The organism is Sporosarcina sp. SAFN-015, from assembly GCF_059415085.1.
On the sequence record NZ_JBPFDR010000001.1, the window covers coordinates 161017 to 179538 of the forward strand.

General features: G+C 35.1%; 17 protein-coding genes and 2 pseudogenes. 3 read left to right on the top strand and 16 right to left on the bottom strand.

From position 1 onward, the window contains the following. Window positions 1-21 precede the first annotated feature (21 nt). The 7 genes from ACR65H_RS00720 to ACR65H_RS00750 form a co-directional block, all read right to left on the bottom strand. Window positions 22-2004, bottom strand: a complete 1983-nt coding sequence (locus tag ACR65H_RS00720; RefSeq protein ID WP_440498141.1) for a DUF4910 domain-containing protein — start codon at window positions 2002-2004, stop codon at window positions 22-24. Between the two features lie 34 nt (window positions 2005-2038). Beyond that, on the bottom strand, window positions 2039-2905 hold the full coding sequence (locus tag ACR65H_RS00725; RefSeq protein WP_440498142.1) for an NAD(P)-dependent oxidoreductase: 867 nt from the start codon (window positions 2903-2905) through the stop codon (window positions 2039-2041). 19 nt (window positions 2906-2924) lie between these two features. Next, window positions 2925-4595, bottom strand: a complete 1671-nt coding sequence (locus ACR65H_RS00730; RefSeq protein ID WP_440498143.1) for a peptide ABC transporter substrate-binding protein — start codon at window positions 4593-4595, stop codon at window positions 2925-2927. A gap of 201 nt (window positions 4596-4796) precedes the next feature. Then, window positions 4797-5768: an ABC transporter ATP-binding protein gene (locus ACR65H_RS00735; RefSeq protein WP_440498144.1), complete on the bottom strand. Its 972-nt coding sequence runs from the start codon at window positions 5766-5768 to the stop codon at window positions 4797-4799. Next, on the bottom strand, window positions 5761-6786 hold the full coding sequence (locus ACR65H_RS00740; protein ID WP_440498145.1) for an ABC transporter ATP-binding protein: 1026 nt from the start codon (window positions 6784-6786) through the stop codon (window positions 5761-5763). Before ACR65H_RS00740 ends, ACR65H_RS00735 begins: the two co-directional genes overlap by 8 nt. Window positions 6787-6836: 50 nt before the next feature. After that, a complete protein-coding gene (locus tag ACR65H_RS00745; protein WP_440498146.1) occupies window positions 6837-7784 on the bottom strand; it encodes an ABC transporter permease in 948 nt (315 codons plus the stop codon). Between the two features lie 18 nt (window positions 7785-7802). Beyond that, window positions 7803-8720, bottom strand: a complete 918-nt coding sequence (locus ACR65H_RS00750) for an ABC transporter permease (protein WP_440498147.1) — start codon at window positions 8718-8720, stop codon at window positions 7803-7805. A gap of 514 nt (window positions 8721-9234) precedes the next feature. Here ACR65H_RS00750 and ACR65H_RS00755 point away from each other — a divergent pair. Both ACR65H_RS00755 and ACR65H_RS00760 read left to right on the top strand, forming a co-directional pair. Then, a complete protein-coding gene (locus tag ACR65H_RS00755) occupies window positions 9235-10452 on the top strand; it encodes a sugar diacid recognition domain-containing protein (RefSeq protein WP_440498148.1) in 1218 nt (405 codons plus the stop codon). A gap of 53 nt (window positions 10453-10505) precedes the next feature. Further along, on the top strand, window positions 10506-10745 hold the full coding sequence (locus tag ACR65H_RS00760; protein ID WP_440498577.1) for an ATP-binding protein: 240 nt from the start codon (window positions 10506-10508) through the stop codon (window positions 10743-10745). 31 nt (window positions 10746-10776) lie between these two features. Here ACR65H_RS00760 and ACR65H_RS00765 read toward each other — a convergent pair. The 3 genes and pseudogenes from ACR65H_RS00765 to ACR65H_RS00775 all read right to left on the bottom strand — a co-directional run. Further along, window positions 10777-11021: pseudogene (locus ACR65H_RS00765) on the bottom strand (IS110 family transposase); the annotation flags it as partial. Window positions 11022-11278: 257 nt separating this feature from the next. Then, entirely contained in the window at window positions 11279-11629 is a 351-nt protein-coding gene (locus ACR65H_RS00770) for a hypothetical protein (protein ID WP_440498149.1), read from the bottom strand. Further along, a complete protein-coding gene (locus ACR65H_RS00775; protein ID WP_440498150.1) occupies window positions 11626-11799 on the bottom strand; it encodes a TFIIB-type zinc ribbon-containing protein in 174 nt (57 codons plus the stop codon). Before ACR65H_RS00775 ends, ACR65H_RS00770 begins: the two co-directional genes overlap by 4 nt. A gap of 480 nt (window positions 11800-12279) precedes the next feature. Between ACR65H_RS00775 and ACR65H_RS00780 the strand changes: the two genes are divergently transcribed. Next, window positions 12280-12408, top strand: a complete 129-nt coding sequence (locus ACR65H_RS00780; protein WP_440498151.1) for a hypothetical protein — start codon at window positions 12280-12282, stop codon at window positions 12406-12408. Window positions 12409-12982: 574 nt separating this feature from the next. On the opposite strand, the gene ACR65H_RS00785 is transcribed toward ACR65H_RS00780, so the two are convergent. From ACR65H_RS00785 to ACR65H_RS00810, 6 genes and pseudogenes are all read right to left on the bottom strand, one after another. Beyond that, window positions 12983-13264: an ATP-binding protein gene (locus ACR65H_RS00785; RefSeq protein WP_440498578.1), complete on the bottom strand. Its 282-nt coding sequence runs from the start codon at window positions 13262-13264 to the stop codon at window positions 12983-12985. 88 nt (window positions 13265-13352) lie between these two features. Beyond that, window positions 13353-13474 (bottom strand): annotated as a pseudogene (locus ACR65H_RS00790) (NAD-dependent epimerase/dehydratase family protein); the annotation flags it as partial. A 51-nt stretch (window positions 13475-13525) separates the two neighbouring features. Then, entirely contained in the window at window positions 13526-14218 is a 693-nt protein-coding gene (locus tag ACR65H_RS00795; RefSeq protein WP_440498152.1) for an inositol monophosphatase family protein, read from the bottom strand. Window positions 14219-14254: 36 nt separating this feature from the next. Continuing rightward, window positions 14255-15850, bottom strand: a complete 1596-nt coding sequence (locus ACR65H_RS00800) for an aldolase catalytic domain-containing protein (RefSeq protein WP_440498153.1) — start codon at window positions 15848-15850, stop codon at window positions 14255-14257. Between the two features lie 19 nt (window positions 15851-15869). Further along, a complete protein-coding gene (locus ACR65H_RS00805; protein WP_440498154.1) occupies window positions 15870-16523 on the bottom strand; it encodes an acylneuraminate cytidylyltransferase family protein in 654 nt (217 codons plus the stop codon). 846 nt (window positions 16524-17369) lie between these two features. Further along, window positions 17370-18374, bottom strand: coding sequence for a polysialyltransferase family glycosyltransferase (locus tag ACR65H_RS00810; RefSeq protein ID WP_440498155.1), 1005 nt, complete (start codon window positions 18372-18374; stop codon window positions 17370-17372). Between the last annotated feature and the right edge of the window lie 148 nt (window positions 18375-18522).

Here is an 18522-nt window from a genome sequence, read left to right on the forward strand (position 1 = left end):
AAATCCAATTTCCGCGTTGCATTACTTAATCTCTACTAGCCCGTATTTCACTAAAAGTTGAACATATTCATGTACATATTCCACATCTCCATCCCTGATTTCTGTAGTTACCTGTTGTGCAATCTCATTTACAGTCAGTTCTCCATTTATATAGTACTGGGTAATAGTTTCCATTAAGTGGGGGCTTAACACCTTAGGCTTTTGCATCCGTGAATAATCTTTAAAAGCCTCCATTAGTTCAACATCATTTAGAGCATAATCGTCATGATGTAAAATTGGTGCCTTGTATTTCCTTACCGGTATATAATCGTATTCGGGCTTTCCTAGGGGCGGTTCATAGTTAAGATCGACTTTTCCGATGCTATTCAAATATGCAGTAAATAGGGAATTTATTAACTCTTTAATAACAATCTTTTCATTTTCAACTATACGGTCTACACTCTCAGTTTCATCGAATTGGAAGAACCGTTTATAATCATCACAATACAATATATATGACTTTTCAATGCAGTTAATTTTGTATTGCAACTGATTGTTGTTAATCTTTTCATCAAATGCACTATCAATTAGTTTGGTTAGAATCGTTACAAGTCTTTCTCTGGATTTATTTAATATAATAGGAACATCTGCTACCTTTAAATTTGCAAGAGAATACAGATAACTAGCGGCAATACTAGCTGACTTTTGAAGTATGAAGGGATCTACTTCATCAATTGTGTCTCCACTCGTATGGTAGTACTTATCCGGCCATTGTCCTAGCATAATTGTGGGAATATTTATAGTTGGATCCGATAGAATGATATGATCACTGCCTGCTTGAAACTCACTAACAACACTGTTGAACATACTTACATAATTATCCTTATTGTGGGATATTACATCCTTTTTTACTTCATCGAGCGCTAATGCAGCAAGGTCGGCAACAAATGAAGGAGTTGAATGAGGAAGACCGCTTATCGTCAAAGGACCATGGCCTTTATCCTGACGTCCCCCAACCATATCCATATTTATGCCTGCTTTTATCTTTGAGATGTTATCTCCCAAACTATTTAAATACGCATACGTTCCAGTGAATTCAGGTATAAACACCATTCTAATCGTTCTTTTAAGTGGTAGAAGTCTACCCTTCTCAATTAAATCTTTTATTGACTTTAAGGCTTCCATTGAAGATGAAACACCGCTTGAATTATCATTGGCACATGTACGTGGATGGCAGAGGTGTGAAATTATTAATATTTCTTCATCTATTGTACCGGGCATCACTGTTTCAACCGCTTCTATTTCCCCTTCATATAAACTTGACTCTATATAGCAATTCATCTTTGGATAACGTCCTTCTGCTTTCATTGTTATACAGACTTTAGCCAATTCATCGCCCTGTCTTGGGGTAAGAACAAATCCAAAGGTTTTGGGTTCATCATCTGTATGCTTCCACCAGAATGAGGTATAGGCCCGAATATCTAATAAGTCATATCTCGTTCTTACATCTTTCAATTCTGGGATATAGTCAGTAATAATTCCTAGTGCACCCTGCTCTTTTATTGCCCAATCGACATAAGATTGAAAGTGATCTCTTACGAATATGATCTTTCCATTAAGCTCTATATCCCTGTAATTGTCTTTACAATTTCCTTTATCAAGATATACAATCTCCAGGGGTTTCTTGCGATAATCGCATGGATAACTTCTCTGGATTATGGATATATTGTCAGCATCGAAATCAGCTATCCTTTTAAATTCAGGTGAAATTAAATCGCAATACGCCTTCTTACAATCCCATTCCTTAAACGATTTTGAGGTTAAGTACCAAGTACTACCGTCAGCTTTAAAAGTTCGAAGGGTGGTTTTAAATCCTTCTGCGACCAATTTGTTTTTACAAAAGTTTGCAGCCATCCTATATCCAGTAGAAGCTTGGATTCTATGAAAGTTTGATATCTCTTTCAAATTCATAAATATTCGGTCGCCAGATACATAATTAGCGATTTCACGAAAACTTTTTTTCATCTAGTATCTCTCTCCCTTGGAATCTAAATAAGCATTAACCTCTGTAGTACTTTATCAACGCCTGGGTTCCGTCATTTTCGAGTCCCATATTCACCATCTCTTTGTACAAATTGTAAACAGCATTCAGCATCTCAAGAGAATAACCACGGGATTCGATTTCCTTTTTAACTATAGACATATCTTTCAGAAAATGTTTTATAAAGAATCCCGGGGCTAGATCTCCTTTTAGTACCCGTGGAGCCATATTGCTTATTTGCCAACTTCCTGCCGCCCCTGAACCGATTGCAGTAAACATTTTTTCAGGATCAAGACCCACTGATTCCGCGTAAAATATAGCTTCTATCATTGATGCAGTTGCACCCGCCACAGCAATTTGATTTGCAGCCTTTGCGTGTTGGCCATTCCCCGCTGAACCTAGATAGTTAATATTTTTCCCTAAATGCTCAAATAATGATCTAATTTCTATATAGTCTTCAAAATCTCCACCAACCATGATAGACAAAGAAGCATTTTTCGCTCCTAAATCACCACCAGAAACTGGCGCGTCCAATACTCTTATTCCTATTTCTTTACCTGTTTTATAAAGTCTGTTTGCCAATTCCGGAGAAGAAGTGGTCATGTCGATGACCACTGCTCCCTTTTTTGCTGATTCAAATATTCCTCCATCACCCAGATATATCTTTTCCACATCTCTTGGATATCCGACCATTGTAAAAATGTAATCAGAATCATTAACAGCCTCCGCGATTGATTTGCAAGCAATCGCACCTTTCTCATCCTCTAATCTTTTAGCTTTTGAGAATGTATTATTGAATACTCTAACGGAATATCCATTGTCTATCAAATGCCCAACCATGGGGCTTCCCATCACCCCAGTACCTATCCATGTAAGATTTTTCATCTGTTTATTCTCCTATAAATTATTTATCAGTAACGTTTGCTTCAGAAATAACGATTGCCCCACTGGAAGTTGCATAGAAATTCTTCACATAATCTTTAGCTAACAGCAACTTGTCATTGGTTAGTATTGGTAACCAAACAAATTCGTTTACAATAATTTCTTCAGCTTCATGCAATATTTTGAACCTCTTTGCCGGGTCAAGTGTTAATTCTGATTCCTCCACCAGTTCATCATACTCAGGGGTGCTATAGCCAGAAAGGTCCTGGATATATTGTGTAGATGACATATACAGTTTTAACCATGTAGTAGGATCAGCATAATCCGCTGAGGTTCCATGGCGAACAAAATCATGGTTTCCAGAATTACGATCTATTCTAAATGTCGCAAATTCCATTCCTTTTAACTCGATATCAACATTCAAGTTCTTTTTAAGCATTCCTTGTAAACCTTGTGCAATATCGATATGCATCTGGTTATCATTATTATAAAGATAAGTAGTTACAGGAAATCCTTCACCATTTGGATATCCTGCCTCAGCTAAAAGATTTTTTGCCTTTTCTATATCTTCGATAATTAAATCCCCGCCCTCTTCCCTAAAATCCTTACCGGTTGAAGGATTTGTTAATCCCGCAGGAACCAGTGCGTAAAGGGGCTGGGTAGTTCCGCCAATAATATCCGTAAGCTGTTTACGGTTTATCCCAATATTAAAAGCTTCTCGAACTTTCTTATCAGAAAACGCTTCATGATTAACATTAAAATTAATGATCATATTAGAAAGGTATGGAAATCTTTTAACTTCATTTTTTTCTTTATGTGTATCATTTACATCCTGAGGTACAGAGAACGCCATATCTATTTCACCATTCTTGAATGCAGCAGCGCTTACTTGCGGATCTGGGATAAAATAAAATTCAAGGCGATCAAGTACTACTTCTGAGGAATTATAATATTCTTTGTTTGGAACAAGAACTACTTTGTCATTCACATTGTATTCTTGAAACTTGAAGGGTCCATTTGTTACAATGTCGCTAACATTCTCTGCTGACCATGCTGACGAATCCATCGGAACTTTATCCTCACGTACTGGGTAGAACGGACTGAACGTTGTCAATTGAACAAAATAGGGCTGGATACGGCTTAATGTCACCTCAAACGTCGTATCATTTAGCGCTTTAACCCCAAATTCAGAATGGTCCATTTCACCGGCCATAACGCTGGAAAAGTTCTTTATACTGTCCATCAAATCTGCATAACTAGCTTTTAATTCGGGAACCAAATTGCGTGTCCATCCATATACGAAGTCCTCAGCTGTTACCGGCACACCATCGCTCCACTTTGCATCACTACGAAGCTTGAAAGTGTACACCATTCCATCTGGACTTACATCATAACTTTCCGCTATTTCATTCTTCATCGTTCCATCTTCCGCTATACTGAATAAACCTTTATAAACGTTACCAATAACCTGCTGTGGTGTATCTGTGGTCCCTGTTGCAGGGTCGAACCCCCCTTGGTCCCCTGCTAATCCCACCTTAAGAACCTGTTCTTTTTTCCCTGTAGCTGTTCCAGTGTCTTTACTTCCCACTTCATTCCCATCTTCAACTTTTTCTGATGTATCTGAACATCCTATCAACGTAAGAATAATAGAAAGGGCTGCGATAATAGTCATGAAATACCAAACTTTTCTCATTGTATAATTCCCCTTATTTTTATTATTTTTGCCGCCTTATGTTACCTGATTACATTGGAACGACAACTCCAAAAGAGAAGATATATCAAAGGTCAAAGGTTAAACTGAATCCTCCATTTTTTTAATACTTAAACGGTTAACAGCTTATATGAATTCAAAATCTCTTTAACAGCTGCAATAGTTGGTCATACTTTTAAGGGTTTAATTCTCAAAAAGATGACAAGCGATTTGTCGCCCATCCACTTCAATTAAAGATGGATTTATGTTCAGGCATTTTCCCATTACATATGGACAACGTGAACTAAAAGGGCATCCTGTATGCTTGTTCATTGCCGAAGGGATTTCTCCTTGTAGATGTATCCGATTTCTAGTCTTACAAATATCAGGATCTGGTATCAGAACCGCCGATAATAGCGCTTGAGTGTAAGGATGCATAGGTGTATTGTAAATATCGTCACTACTGCCTGATTCAACAATATTTCCAAGATACATCACACTAATCTTATGGCTAATGTAGTTAACCATATTTAAGTCATGTGCTATAAATAAATAGGATAGTCCCCTTTCCTCCCTAAGTTTTTCAAGTAAGTTTATGATTTGTGCCTGGATGGATACGTCAAGTGCAGAAATAGGCTCATCGCATATTATCAATTCAGGTTCAAGGGCCAACGCCCGAGCAATTCCAATTCTTTGACGCTGTCCACCAGAAAATTCATGAGGAAACCTTCGAATGTGATCAGGTTTTAAACCAACAACGTTAATTAGCTCTTGTACTTTTTCTTCACGCTCCTTTTTGTTGTAAAGTTTAAAAATGTCCATGGGCTCCCTAATTATTTCTCCTATAGTTAATCTAGGGTTTAAAGAGGCATATGGATCCTGGAAAACCATCTGCATTCTCTTTCGATACTGTAGAAATCTCTCTCTTTTCATTTTCAATATATCTTCACCTTTATATAAAATCTGTCCCTCGGTAGGCTCATAAATTCTTATGATAGTTCTGCCCAAGGTGCTTTTCCCACACCCTGACTCTCCTACAAGCCCTAGAGTTTCTTTTTCTTTCAAATGTAATGTTACATTATCGACAGCTTTTACTTCCCTTTTAGGAGAGAATATTCCCTTTGTAATATCAAAGTACTTCTTTAGATTTCTAACTTCTAAAATATTTTCAGACAAGGGATTCACCGCCTTTATTACTCATTGGATGGTGTAACCAACAAGCAATCTGATGTGTATCCGAAAATGCTTCTACCCGTGGCGGGTGACTCTTACATATATACATTGCCTCTGTACAGCGATCGACAAATGGACATCCTATAGGCGGTTTAAGTAGATCCGGTGGTGATCCCGGAATGGGAATTAATTTTTTCTTCTTAGTATCTGTCGGGTTATTGATACTATTTAATAAACCTTTTGTATAGGGATGTTTGGGGGAATAGAAGATCTCTCTATCCGTTCCTTGTTCAACAATTTGTCCTCCATACATGATCATTATTCTTGTGCACATCGACGCCACAACGCCAAGATCGTGAGTAATCATAATGACTGATGTATTGAGTTTCGCTTTTAAGTCTTTGATTAAATCTAATACTTGTGCTTGGATTGTTACATCCAATGCAGTGGTTGGTTCATCTGCAATAATTAGTTTGGGGTTGCAACTTAAAGCAATTGCAATAATGATTCGTTGACGCATTCCCCCGGACAGTTCATGGGGATATTGTTTTAAGCGTTCTTCGGGACTCGGAATGCCAACAAGTTCCAAAAGACTAACCGCTTTTTGAATTGCATCTTTATGGGAAAGTTTTAAATGCAATTTAATAGGCTCCACTATTTGTGTGTCTATGCGAAGAAGGGGGTTTAAGTAAGTCATCGGGTCCTGAAAGATCATACTAATCTCATTGCAACGTATCGATTGCATCTTTTTCTCATAATCTTTCCTTTTTTTCTTTGTATTACAATTAGAACTTGATATATTTTTCCCATCAAATCTTATTTTCCCATCTACAACCCTTCCGCTATCTGCTAATAAGCCCATTATCGATAACATTGATACGCTTTTTCCAGAACCGGATTCGCCAACTATTCCTATGGTTTCCCCCTTATCAACATGAAAACTTATGCCACGTACAGCCTTGACGACACCATTCTGAATATTAAATTCCGTACTGAGATTTTCAACTTCCAGGATTGGCATACTTTTCTCCCCTATTAACTTTGTATTTAGCACTCAGTGGTTGCTATTCCTCACTTTTTCTTTGGGTCCAAGGCATCGTTCAATGTATCACCGATAAAGTTTAAAGCAAACATCGTTATACAAATAGCAGCTACTGGCCAGAACATTTGAATTGGGTAACTGTCAAGAACATTACGGGCATCTTGTGCGAGTGTCCCCCAGCTAGCCATAGGTGCAGCTATACCGACACCTAAAAAGCTTAAATATGCCTCAGTAAATATTGCATCTGGAATGATAAATGTCATCGTTACTAAGATTGGTCCCATACTGTTTAAAATGAGGTGTTTTAGTAAAATACGGATTTTGCTCGCTCCGATAACTTGCGCCGCCATTGCAAATTCTTGCTGTTTTAGGGAGAGGACCTGCCCCCTTACAATTCTTGCCATACCTACCCATGAGGATAGACAAATTCCAACTAATACTGATATAATATTTGGACCAAAGAGTAACATGATTAAAATAACATATAAAATTGATGGAATTGCATATAAAATGTCAATTATTCTCATCATTATCATGTCAGTTCTTCCACCCGTATACCCTGATATTCCACCGTATACTATACCTACAACCAGATTTATAAAAGCTGAAACAAACCCAACTGTAAGGCTGATTCTGGCTCCGTACATCACTCGCACAAATATATCGCGACCAAATTTATCAGTCCCAAATATATGTTCAGAAGATGGCGGTGAATTGGTGTTCTCAAGGTCCTGTCCATCATATGTGTACGGCGATAATATCGGTCCGAAAATCGCGAGCAGGATTATTATAGCTAACACAGTCAAGCTAATTGTAGCCACTTTGTTTTGCCTAAACCTGGTCCACGCATCCGCCAAATAGGACTTACTTTCTACTGCTATAAACTCTGAGTTCTTTTCCTTATCTGGTAGTTTCCCGAAGAGATCTTTAGTAAGCTCTAATTCCTCATTAGCCTTGACTCCCTTTGTAACAACCATTGAACACCCTCCTTATCACTACTCAAGTTTTATTCGAGGATCAATAAATGCAATAATTATATCTACGATGAAATTCATAAGGACAATAAATGTACCAATAAATATTGTTAAACCAAGGATTACTGGATAATCCCTTCCACTTATCGAGTAGACAAACTCCCTTCCAATTCCCGGGATTGCAAAGATTGTTTCTACAATAAAGCTTCCTGTCATGAGGTACGCTATCATTGGTCCCATATAAGTTACAGTTGGAATAATCGCGTTCTTCATCGCATGTTTAACGATCACGGTATTCCGCGTAACTCCTTTTGACCGCGCCATTATGACAAAGTCTTGGAGCATAACCTCACTTAAGGATGAGCGAATCAGACGTGATATATAGGCTATCGGAAAAAAACTTAAAGCCAGTGATGGCATAATATAATGTTTCCATGTGCTCAACCCTATAATTGGTAGTAAATTTAATTGAAGAGCAAAAAAGTAAATGAAAAACAAAGCTAATAGGAAACCGGGAATAGATATTCCAGCTGTAGAAATAGCAATTATTAAGCTTTGCAGCCACTTTTTTTTCGTCAAGGCTGAAATGATTCCAAGACCAACCCCCAATATTATTGATAAAAAGAATGAGACAACCCCGAGTTTCATTGTAATTGGAGACAATTTCACAATGATACTGGTTACCGTTGTTCCAATCTTTTTGAAGGACTCACCCAAATCTCCGACGGCAACATTTTTTAGATAAAGGACATACTGAACCCCTATAGGTTTGTCAAGATTATATTTTTCTTCGAGAATTCGAATAACCTTATCGTCTGTTACACGTTCAGAATCAAACGGTCCACCCGGCAGTATTTTCATTAAAAAGAAGACTAAAGTGATTAAAAAGAACACCGTTAGCATCCCTATTAAAAATCTTTTTAACGTGTATTTAATCATAACTTTCCTCCTCTGAATACTTATCATTGACTCGAACACAGGAAACATCTTGTTTAAGGGAAAATTCTTAAGGCAAAAAGTAAAAAATAAAAATAATTATAATTTGTTATCCTTCGGCATAAGCCTCGATGCCCCCCTAGCTTTATCTATCAATAGAAACACTCGATCAATCAATCTGATCTTTCACATAGTATACTTTTAACAACAAAATAACTGAATGTTCATTATGCACAAAATTATTTGTTAATTATAGTGAATTGCAATGAATAGGATTCATAATATCTGATAATCTATGGTGTGTTAGTCAGTTACTAATACACTAGGCAGGTTGCATAATTGATTAACGACAGTTCTTTTTGTGAAAATTATTCAGTCAGGAAAAATATTTATAACTTTTTACCTCAAAATAAAAAAATTGGCATTCCAATTAGGATGAGAACACAGTATATTATATCTAGTAGAAATATTCTGAACGTATTTATTAACGAGAAAAAATACTATAGGGAGGGATAATATGCAGTATTTTGAGCAAATTGCTCAATCAGTTGTCGAGCAGGTCTCTTCAATCTTGAATATTCCAATCATCTTAACGGATAAGTCTGGAATTATTATTGGTAGTACAGATATCAAGCGCCTCGGTTCTCGCCACGATGTAGGTGTGCAAGTAACAAAGTCGGGCAAAACAATGTTTTTCTCAAAAGAACGAGTTGCCCTGTTTAATGATGTATTGCCTGGAATTGCTATACCATTGCATTTCCAACAACAAACAGTAGGGATGCTCGGCCTCATAGGGGATCCTTTGTTAATTGAGCGATATGTACAGTTCGTGCAGGCGCACATTGAAATGCTTCTTATGGAAAGCTTTCGCTCTAATACAGTAGCCATGCAAATGGAAACAATGAGAGATTTTATTCATCGGCTATTAAGCTACAATAAAGAAGAAAATTCCCAAGAAATTTTAAATTTCTCAAAAACGCTTGGATTTCCGCTAGATCTATCAAGGCGCTGCATCTTATTGGAGATTCCATTATCGTTTAATTGGTTGCTTTGTACTAAACAGGAGCGGACATTTAACAAAACGGAACGTGATCTATTTATTTATTTAACAACTCTTTTCGTTGATAATGAGAAGGATATTGTTGCTCCGGTGAATACGGATCAGTGGATTATTCTGAAGCATGTTACCAGTAATGACACAAACGGAATAAATAAGAAATTAGAATTTGCCTATGAATCTTTGCAAGTTTTTTTAAAAAGCAGAAAGTTAAAAGGTGAAGTTGTAATGCTTTATAGTGATTGCTATTCAACACTTGAGGGGCTTAGTCAGTCCTGTGAACATTTAATAAAAACCTTAACCATCGCAAAACGTAATAATTGGAAAAAGCCTATTGTTTCCATTGATAACTGGGAATTATTATCCCTTGCTCTTGTCCAAGAAATAAAACTCCCTCTAGGACAAGTACTTGAAAAACACATTGAAAAGCTAAATATTCATCCAAACGGTCCAGCCCTCATCGAGAGCTTCATTGTTTATTGTGAAGAACAATTGAATATGAGCCAAGCTTCAAAGAAGCTCTACGTTCACCGGAACACCCTTATTTACAGACTCCAGCAGCTACAGCAATTATTGAATATTGACTTACAATCTTTCGATCAATGCACGCTCCTTTATTTAACCCTAAAACAACACGACATTTTCCAAAAACGTAAAATAGCCCCCGCCTTAAAATAGATGGGGGCTTGTAAACATCATTTTATTTTTATCAAATACAGGTAATAAGTTCTATTGTTAGTGAGCAACGCGTCAGAGAGATATGTACCTGCCGCTTTATTTCAAATGGAGATAACCGCAACATACTAGGCCCACCGGGGTTGGGAAAGACACATCTCTCCATCGGGTTTGGATTTGAAGTGTTAGCCAAAGGCTATAACGCCCTGTTTATTACGTCCGATGAGTTAGGAGAGCAATTGTCAAAAGGCTTCACAAAAAGGCACACTATCATATTTAATGAAGCGTATATGTAGGATCGTCTAAAAAGTAGGCCAAGTTGAGTCAGTAGTGGCCGGTTGGCTCGATGCCGATGATGACATTGGTTTTACCGAATTGTTTCTTGGCGGTGAGAATGCACTTGTGGAAGTATTTAAATCCTTATCTTGATTGATGGACAGGGAACGACTTCTTAAGGATCAGGCCCCGTTCATCGACCATGCAGGCGTAATGCGTGCGCTTGGCGATGTCCATTCCTATTACCAGTGTTTTATCAGGACTTGATTAATTTTAGCGTTTTGCGTAAAATTCATGATGAGTCCTCCTTGGTATTTAAATTAGGGGTTAATTCGTGCAGATTTGACAACCCGCATCATACCAAGAGGGCTCATTTTGTTCAAGTCCCCGAAAAAACCTCTAACAGAAATTCTCCTAAATAATATATTTGACGTTATTGCCTTCTTTATAAATGGCTCTATTGATCTGCTATAATCCTATCAATGCTGGTTCAGAAGCTTCATTTATTATTTAACCGATTTAAGAAATTGCCATGAACGTGATTTTCAAAACTTTATTTCTCTGCCTGTTCAATTTTTTCTAATAATGCTTTCCTGGTATTATCCCATTTGTCCTCAATTTCATTCGACCAATCTGAAGTATAGTGCAATGAATTTGCTTTGATATACGCTTCATCGTAATTCCGATTATCAATATCTATCATTATTTCATCAATCTTAGCCTCGAGTTTTTCTTCTTCCTTTATGGATCTAACATATGCAGACCCAAATACCAGCACACATAACACAATAACTACTAACATAGCAATAACACTACTTATTAGTTTTCTCATGTTCTCATTACTTTTATATTTTTCCTTGTTATTAATTTTATAACGCTCCTGTTCGTACTGTTTATCTCTCATTCGCTCTTTATATTCCATTTTTTTATTTGAACTTTTGCGTTAATAGATGCTTCACTTAATTCTTCTAAGATCATTTTATGACCGCAATATTTACAAAAAAAAGTATCAATACCGTCTTCGATTTCGAGAGCAGCATTACAATTAGTACATTTTAGTGTATGTGCTTTCATTATTAACCTCCAACAAGTTTAAAACATTAAATCAGACTCACTATGTGTTGAGTATTGAAAAGCACATTTATTTAAAGTCAACGTTTAACATTAGTGATCTGATATTCGAATACTCATAAAGCCTGAGATACGCTATACGTTCATTGCTGGATATTAATGCATGCATGCAAATATCATACCGTATTAAATTGCATGAACACAATCGAACTAGCGATATGTACGCCTTCCTTGGCAATTCCACCGCCAATTTGGTTGTTCCCCTTACCATTGGTACGGAATATCTTCATAGCAACTCCCCAGATTTATTTACCTCCAGTTTTATTAATTACTATTATACCACTAACGTCAGCCCCAATTACAATACTTTCCAATCAGTCAGTTTGCATTGATCATTTTTCCTTTCCCCGAAAGTATCCCTTTTCAAAACTTCACTCTATATAAAGAGTGAAGGGACTGTTCATAATAGAAAGGGGAATAACAATGATTAAGGAATGGGTAGAATTAATTTCAGCACTACAACAAGAGAAGATTTGGCCAGAGGCAACAGTTGAGGAGAGAGAAATCTTGGTGAAATTGCTACTGTTGGCAAATACCGAAGAAAACCAGTAGGAGTACGATGGTAAATTGTATACGATACGGCCTGGACAAATGGTGATTTCTTTTCACTCACTTGTCCAAGTGTTAGGGACACATATGCTGGTCGCAAAACTCCGGTTAATTATAAAAAAGTTTGCCTTGCTAGTGTTTTTAACAGAAGAATTCATGAATGGGATGCGGATCATCACGATTACAAATTGGGAAAGTTATGTAAGATTTGAAGGGAATTGGACAATTAGACATCCTATAACACCATTTCGCCGTCCAGTACCCACTTTGACCTCTCTGCCTCTTATAATTAAAAGCAGCGTACATGGATATTATTAATTCCCCAAAAAAGTATTCATTTGATGGAATTGCAAATGTAATAATTATGGACTGATGTACGCAGATGGTTGGTTAGTGTGTTTCATCAATATATTGTTTATAGCTTCACTACCGTTATCTCCGTGCAGTATAACAACTAAGATGCAATGCTCGCCGGGGTTCTATGTCAACTGACAACTGTAATCGTCAATCCCCATTGGACACTTTTTGCTTATTAACTCTGGATCACTTTTTAATCTTTAAAGATACTTTGTTGATATTATAATCGATGGCTTTCATTGTTCATGTGAATGGCCTCAACACCAAGTAATAAGCGGTCTAAAATTGCAGTCATCATTCCTTGGTTACCAACAACTTCCGTCCACTCGTCAGGGCTTCGATTGGACATCAAGATCAAAGAGCTCTGCTCATTGAGTTGATGGATCAATTGAAAGAAGAGAGTGGCTTCTCGCTGATCCATGGCCATATACATAATGTCATCAATGATGACCAGGTTCCAGCGGTGACTGCGTAGCGCACCTGACCTAATTGAATATTCTATTTACCGACAATTCGGTTACACAGTGGATAGCAAAATTTACCGATTAAACCGTTGATTTGAAATTTTTTTAGAGGGAAGTGTATATTATCAATTGATTTGCCTTACTATTGCAAGGATTATCAGTTACAATCACCGTATGTCCAGTGCAAGCAATGTAACACACGTATGTGAACCTATGTACCCAGCACCGCCAGTTACTAAGATAATCATTAAAATTTGTTCCGTTTTATTTCATTTGAAACAAAACTAAATGGTATAACATTAACGCTGTATATCAACTATATATTTGTTTTTGGGATCAAGAAATTCACCATTATACGCTTCACCATCAAGAATAACACGACACCCCTGTTCTAAAGCAAGCATAATTCCCGGCAAAAGATCCCAAGCATATGCACCTTCAGGATTAATAAATCTACAGTAAGAACCACGAATAACATTATAAAGATTATATACTGCACACCCCATAATTCGATATTCACCAGGCTCATTCATAATATTTCTAACTGAATCAGAAATTGATGATGATAAGCCAGTTATACGAGACTGAATTGGTTCCACCTTATCACCGGACAAAAGTTTAACTCCCAACTCAGGCAATAATAAGAAACTTCCTAGAAAAGAATCTCCTTTCCATAACCCAAAGGATACTCCCCACTCCTTCATGCCGGAACAAAAATTCTCCGTACCGTCAATCGGATCCAATAAAACTACATACCCATCAGTTAATACAGTTTCATTATTAAATGATTCTTCTCCAATAAATACTACATTAGGTATTTTTTTTCGTACATAATTATGTACTAATTCTTCAATAAAAATATCTGACTTAGTAACAGGTGTATCATCTGATTTGAATGTAATGTCATATCTAGTTTTTTCAATTTGATTTAGGTTGGTCGTAATTAAATCACAAACTCCGTTTAAAAAAATACGGACTTCATTTTCTGTCATAAACTTCACCTCAAAAATATTCCTTATTTGGACCTTTTAAATATTTGTATATACTGAATCTGTCAAAAAACAAACTTCCATATTTTTGTTAATATTAATTAAATAATTGGTAATAGCTTCGTTTTTCTTTACAAGATTTTCTGATTCTGCGTTATTAACTATTTCTGCAGAATAATAATTGGATGATTTATCCAGACTGAAACCATCAAACCCAGCTAGATTTATACTATTAATGGAGATATTTTGCAATAGGTTTATTAACATTAAACCTGCGTTGTCTGATATTGCTGAGTTATCAACAAGTAAATCAGAATAATTCACTACTAATGATGAATATTTATCAGAAGTAATGATATTTGAAGTTGTAATAATTGTAGTCTTACTAGACCTTTCATTAATCGTGTCAGACATATTTTCAAATCGTTTTAAGTTGCTAATGAATAGAGCATCACATTTATAAGAATCAGGAATAAAATTAACACTGATAACAAAAGGATTGTGTTCCTTTATAAAATTATTTATTTTATCCATGTGCGTTTCAATAGACCTTCCGGGTGCAAGGATAAGTATTTTCTTTTTGTCAACTAAGTTCTTAATAGTTTCCAGACTATGTGAATCGTTTACAAAATGAATTTGATTACTAATATACAAATCTTCAATATAATTTTTGTCGAACAAATCCCTTTTCTCATCTGGAAGTTGTTTTAGAATAGTGTTTATTAACTTTATTGAAATCGTCTGCTTATTTAACAAATGTGATGCATAATTAGGATGACAATTATTCACCGCTGCAATATAATATGGCATGGAATAGCCCCATTGTATATCAGTTGATATTTTGCTTAGGTGTTCATCGTAAATTTCCAATAACGGAATTGTATTATATTTTTCCTCTATATTTTTATTTACGTAGTGAGTTATTAACTCTGTACATAAATTACCTGCTCCTCTACCCATACCAAAAACAGAAGAGTCTATTATTATATTTCTCTTTGTAAGCAACATTAAAAGTTCTTGTGCATTAGAAAAAGATAATTGTAAATTATTATGAGAATGAAAACCTATAGATATTGATTCCTCCAGATTATTATCAAGAAGATGAAACATTCTTAACAGATCATTCTTATACATAATACCAAGTGTATCTACTAAATAGAAAGCATATGGCTTCAAATCATTCACTTTGTGTATTAATTCCAATAGGGCTGAATCAGAGTAACTGGTTGTCCCTACTGGTTGAATATACACTTTATACCCTTTTTGCATTAAATGTTTACCGTAAATTAGTGCTTCTTCTATTTCATCTTCATGGAAAGTAACACGTATACCATCAATTGAATTACCATCACAAATTGAAATTGATTCGATTGGTGGGTAAGGTTGTGCTATCATTCCAACATAAGAAATATCTTCATTTTTTGGTTCAATATAATTACGTATTCTTTCTATACTGTCGAATAACGATTTATTCTGATCGAATTCCACGCTAGTTATGAAACCACATTCAATAATATCAATATTTGACTGTGATAATTTCGAAATAATCTTTTTTATTGTTTTTTCACCGAAATTCCAATCGTTAATATATCCTCCGTCACGAAGAGTACAATCAAGAATTTTAATTTTCGCCATTATGTAAACCCTCCATAATTTATCTTCTTAAGAAAAAGTTGTGAATAGCGTTTGCTATATCAAAGTCTTCTTTAACATCAATATCTATACTTTCAATTTTGCTAACCTCTACTAAATAAGGGTTAAACCCTATTCTTCTGTTGTGATTTTCAAAAATTTCTTTTTCAAAAACATAAAATCCACATGTTTCGGAATAGTATGGTTCTAAGTCTTGTGTTCTAGCAATACTACTAGGATTATAATTTAAGGGTTTATTATCTTTCCACAAAAATTCTTGTATCTTCTGAACTGCAAAGGCTGAATCATAACCCTCATTTAAGACTTTTTGTATTCCAATTTTTATACTTTCTTCTTTTACGAAGGGAGCTGTGACATGTGATAATATATATATATCCGCATCCACATCATTAATAAATGAACTGATAACTTCATTTATTTTTGTTTCTGATCTGTCAAGATTTTCACTTCTTTTAAGGAAATTAACCCCCGGTGGTAAAAAGTCACATACCTTTTCATTACTACAATAAACATAAACCTCGTCGATATCTGTTATATTCACTAAAGTTTTTAAGATATAATTTAATAGAGGCTCCCCATTTTCGAAAGGTTTAATATTCTTGTTAGGTAAACGCTCATTATTAAGCTTTATAGGTACAAAAGCTACAGTTTTCATAAAACATCCTCTTTCTCTTTCTTTTATTTTATTTTACCAGCATTGCTCGACATTAAATATTTCATCTCATTCAATAGGTAAATGCATTCTAAAGATAACTCAGTGGACTAGTAAATGAAAGGACCAAGTTAGTTAAGTCTCATTCTAATAAATAGAGAATTGTGTGGCCAGTATGAAACAAAAATTTGGAATATGGATCACTTTCCCATTGAAATTAGAGGCTGATTTTAACCGGCTGAAACATCCGAAATTCAAAGGGATATTCGCTTTCATCAGGAGGTAGACATCTTAAAATAGCCTATAATTATATTCACTAAAAATTGATCTGCCAAAAGATTATCGTCCATATTAAACAGGAGAAGGAATACTATCCTGTTCAAGTTTTATGTGAAGAACTCGAAGTGTACAGAATTACTTATTATCAATCCTTCCATAAAAGTAATAGCTTCGTATATACGAAGTTATTTTAGAGAGGATAAAAACACATTCATGAGGAGAGTAAAGGTGCTAGAGCTTACCTAAAATTCATCACATTCTCAAAAAGTATGGTTTTTCTGTTAGCTAAATACATGTTCAGCGCATCATGAAAGCAGAAGAGATCAATCCACAACCACAAAGAAATATGGTCCTGCTTTACGGCTACCAAAATAGAAGCGCGTGACAACCTCTGTAACAAGAATGCTAAGCCACCACGATCAATTAGTTATTGGTAGTTTCGCTACAGAACGATTCTCCATATATAGATGTAGCTTCTGACAAGAACTAATCATTTTTATGTCCAGGATATTGACATAGCATAGATCCACATATTCTTAACAGGTAAACTTCTATGAATATGAATTATTTCTATTGATATTTTCTAAGCCATTCAAATCCAAAATAAACCTTATCATCCACAAAATCAATACTATTTAATGACGTAGAAGTAACAGTAATTGCTTTTTTATATTTAATATTTGGATTGAAGTTTAAAATTTCCGAAGGTAAATCTTTATTCATTACACGAACGTTAATGAAATTATCTCGATAATTAAAATTATCTCTGGGATGCGGTTTTATAAAAATATTTAGATCATCGCAGTAGGCGTCAATTATATCTTGATAAACTTTTCTTTGAATCTCTTTAGTTTGGACAATTCCATCCTCAAACAAGGGTTGACTCAGAATGAGAACACTGTCTCCATGCAATGATGACTCTTCATCATCGTCCATTGTAAAAATCATATATATTTGTTTTTTTTGTTCCTCTGTCAATTTGCTAAACATTTCTTTTTTATCTTTTACCCTAATCTTTTCTCTAGGTATTTCGAGATCTTTTTCATTATTAACTTCTACAATTTTAGAGTATTTAGATTTACCGTGAAAATATAAAGTTTCATATACAAAACCAAATATTCTATTTCTTAAAGATTTTTTATAATCAATTTCTATATAATTTTTTAAAACCTTGTAAGAATCCATTGCATCTTCTAATAAATTATAATATATTCTATTTGCTCTTAGATAATAGCCTAAGTATGTCCAATCATTATATATATTAACTTCTTTATAGGTATTCTTTTTTAATTCAAAATTAGGTTTAATCATTTTTTTATATTTATAATTTGTAAATACTAACTCTATTTTACTAAATCTTCTTTTCTCTACATTACTTTTTCTATATTTTTTCTCACTAAATGTGTACACATTTTTAAAACTCCGCGTTCCTTTAAGGGAATGAAATAACTTCATATATCCGGGAATGGTATCACAAATCACAATATCCGCCTCACCGATATTAGAAATTTCTTTGACTAGAGTGACTAGTACATGGTAGTAAGTAAAACAAATATAAACACGATTATTTTTCATTTTTTCTCCCTTCGCTATTTGAAAGCAATAGAAATGTTAAATATTATTGTAACTCAAACATAAGAACCACATCATCTGCACATCATTTATAAGGTCTGATAATCAAAAACTCAGTAGTAGGAATTAAAAAACAATTTAAGACTACCAA

Bases quoted from the DNA above. Each gene is read 5' to 3' on its own strand.
- ACR65H_RS00795 (WP_440498152.1), bottom strand. From the start codon at position 14,218: ATGACAGAAAATGAAGTCCGTATTTTTTTAAACGGAGTTTGTGATTTA.
- ACR65H_RS00740 (WP_440498145.1), bottom strand. From the start codon at position 6,786: ATGCCAATCCTGGAAGTTGAAAATCTCAGTACGGAATTTAATATTCAG.
- ACR65H_RS00800 (WP_440498153.1), bottom strand. From the start codon at position 15,850: ATGGCGAAAATTAAAATTCTTGATTGTACTCTTCGTGACGGAGGATAT.
- ACR65H_RS00725 (WP_440498142.1), bottom strand. From the start codon at position 2,905: ATGAAAAATCTTACATGGATAGGTACTGGGGTGATGGGAAGCCCCATG.
- ACR65H_RS00775 (WP_440498150.1), bottom strand. From the start codon at position 11,799: ATGAAAGCACATACACTAAAATGTACTAATTGTAATGCTGCTCTCGAA.
- ACR65H_RS00750 (WP_440498147.1), bottom strand. From the start codon at position 8,720: ATGATTAAATACACGTTAAAAAGATTTTTAATAGGGATGCTAACGGTG.
- ACR65H_RS00720 (WP_440498141.1), bottom strand. From the start codon at position 2,004: ATGAAAAAAAGTTTTCGTGAAATCGCTAATTATGTATCTGGCGACCGA.
- ACR65H_RS00770 (WP_440498149.1), bottom strand. From the start codon at position 11,629: ATGAGAGATAAACAGTACGAACAGGAGCGTTATAAAATTAATAACAAG.
- ACR65H_RS00805 (WP_440498154.1), bottom strand. From the start codon at position 16,523: ATGAAAACTGTAGCTTTTGTACCTATAAAGCTTAATAATGAGCGTTTA.
- ACR65H_RS00745 (WP_440498146.1), bottom strand. From the start codon at position 7,784: ATGGTTGTTACAAAGGGAGTCAAGGCTAATGAGGAATTAGAGCTTACT.
- ACR65H_RS00730 (WP_440498143.1), bottom strand. From the start codon at position 4,595: ATGAGAAAAGTTTGGTATTTCATGACTATTATCGCAGCCCTTTCTATT.
- ACR65H_RS00755 (WP_440498148.1), top strand. From the start codon at position 9,235: ATGCAGTATTTTGAGCAAATTGCTCAATCAGTTGTCGAGCAGGTCTCT.
- ACR65H_RS00810 (WP_440498155.1), bottom strand. From the start codon at position 18,374: ATGAAAAATAATCGTGTTTATATTTGTTTTACTTACTACCATGTACTA.
- ACR65H_RS00780 (WP_440498151.1), top strand. From the start codon at position 12,280: ATGATTAAGGAATGGGTAGAATTAATTTCAGCACTACAACAAGAGAAG.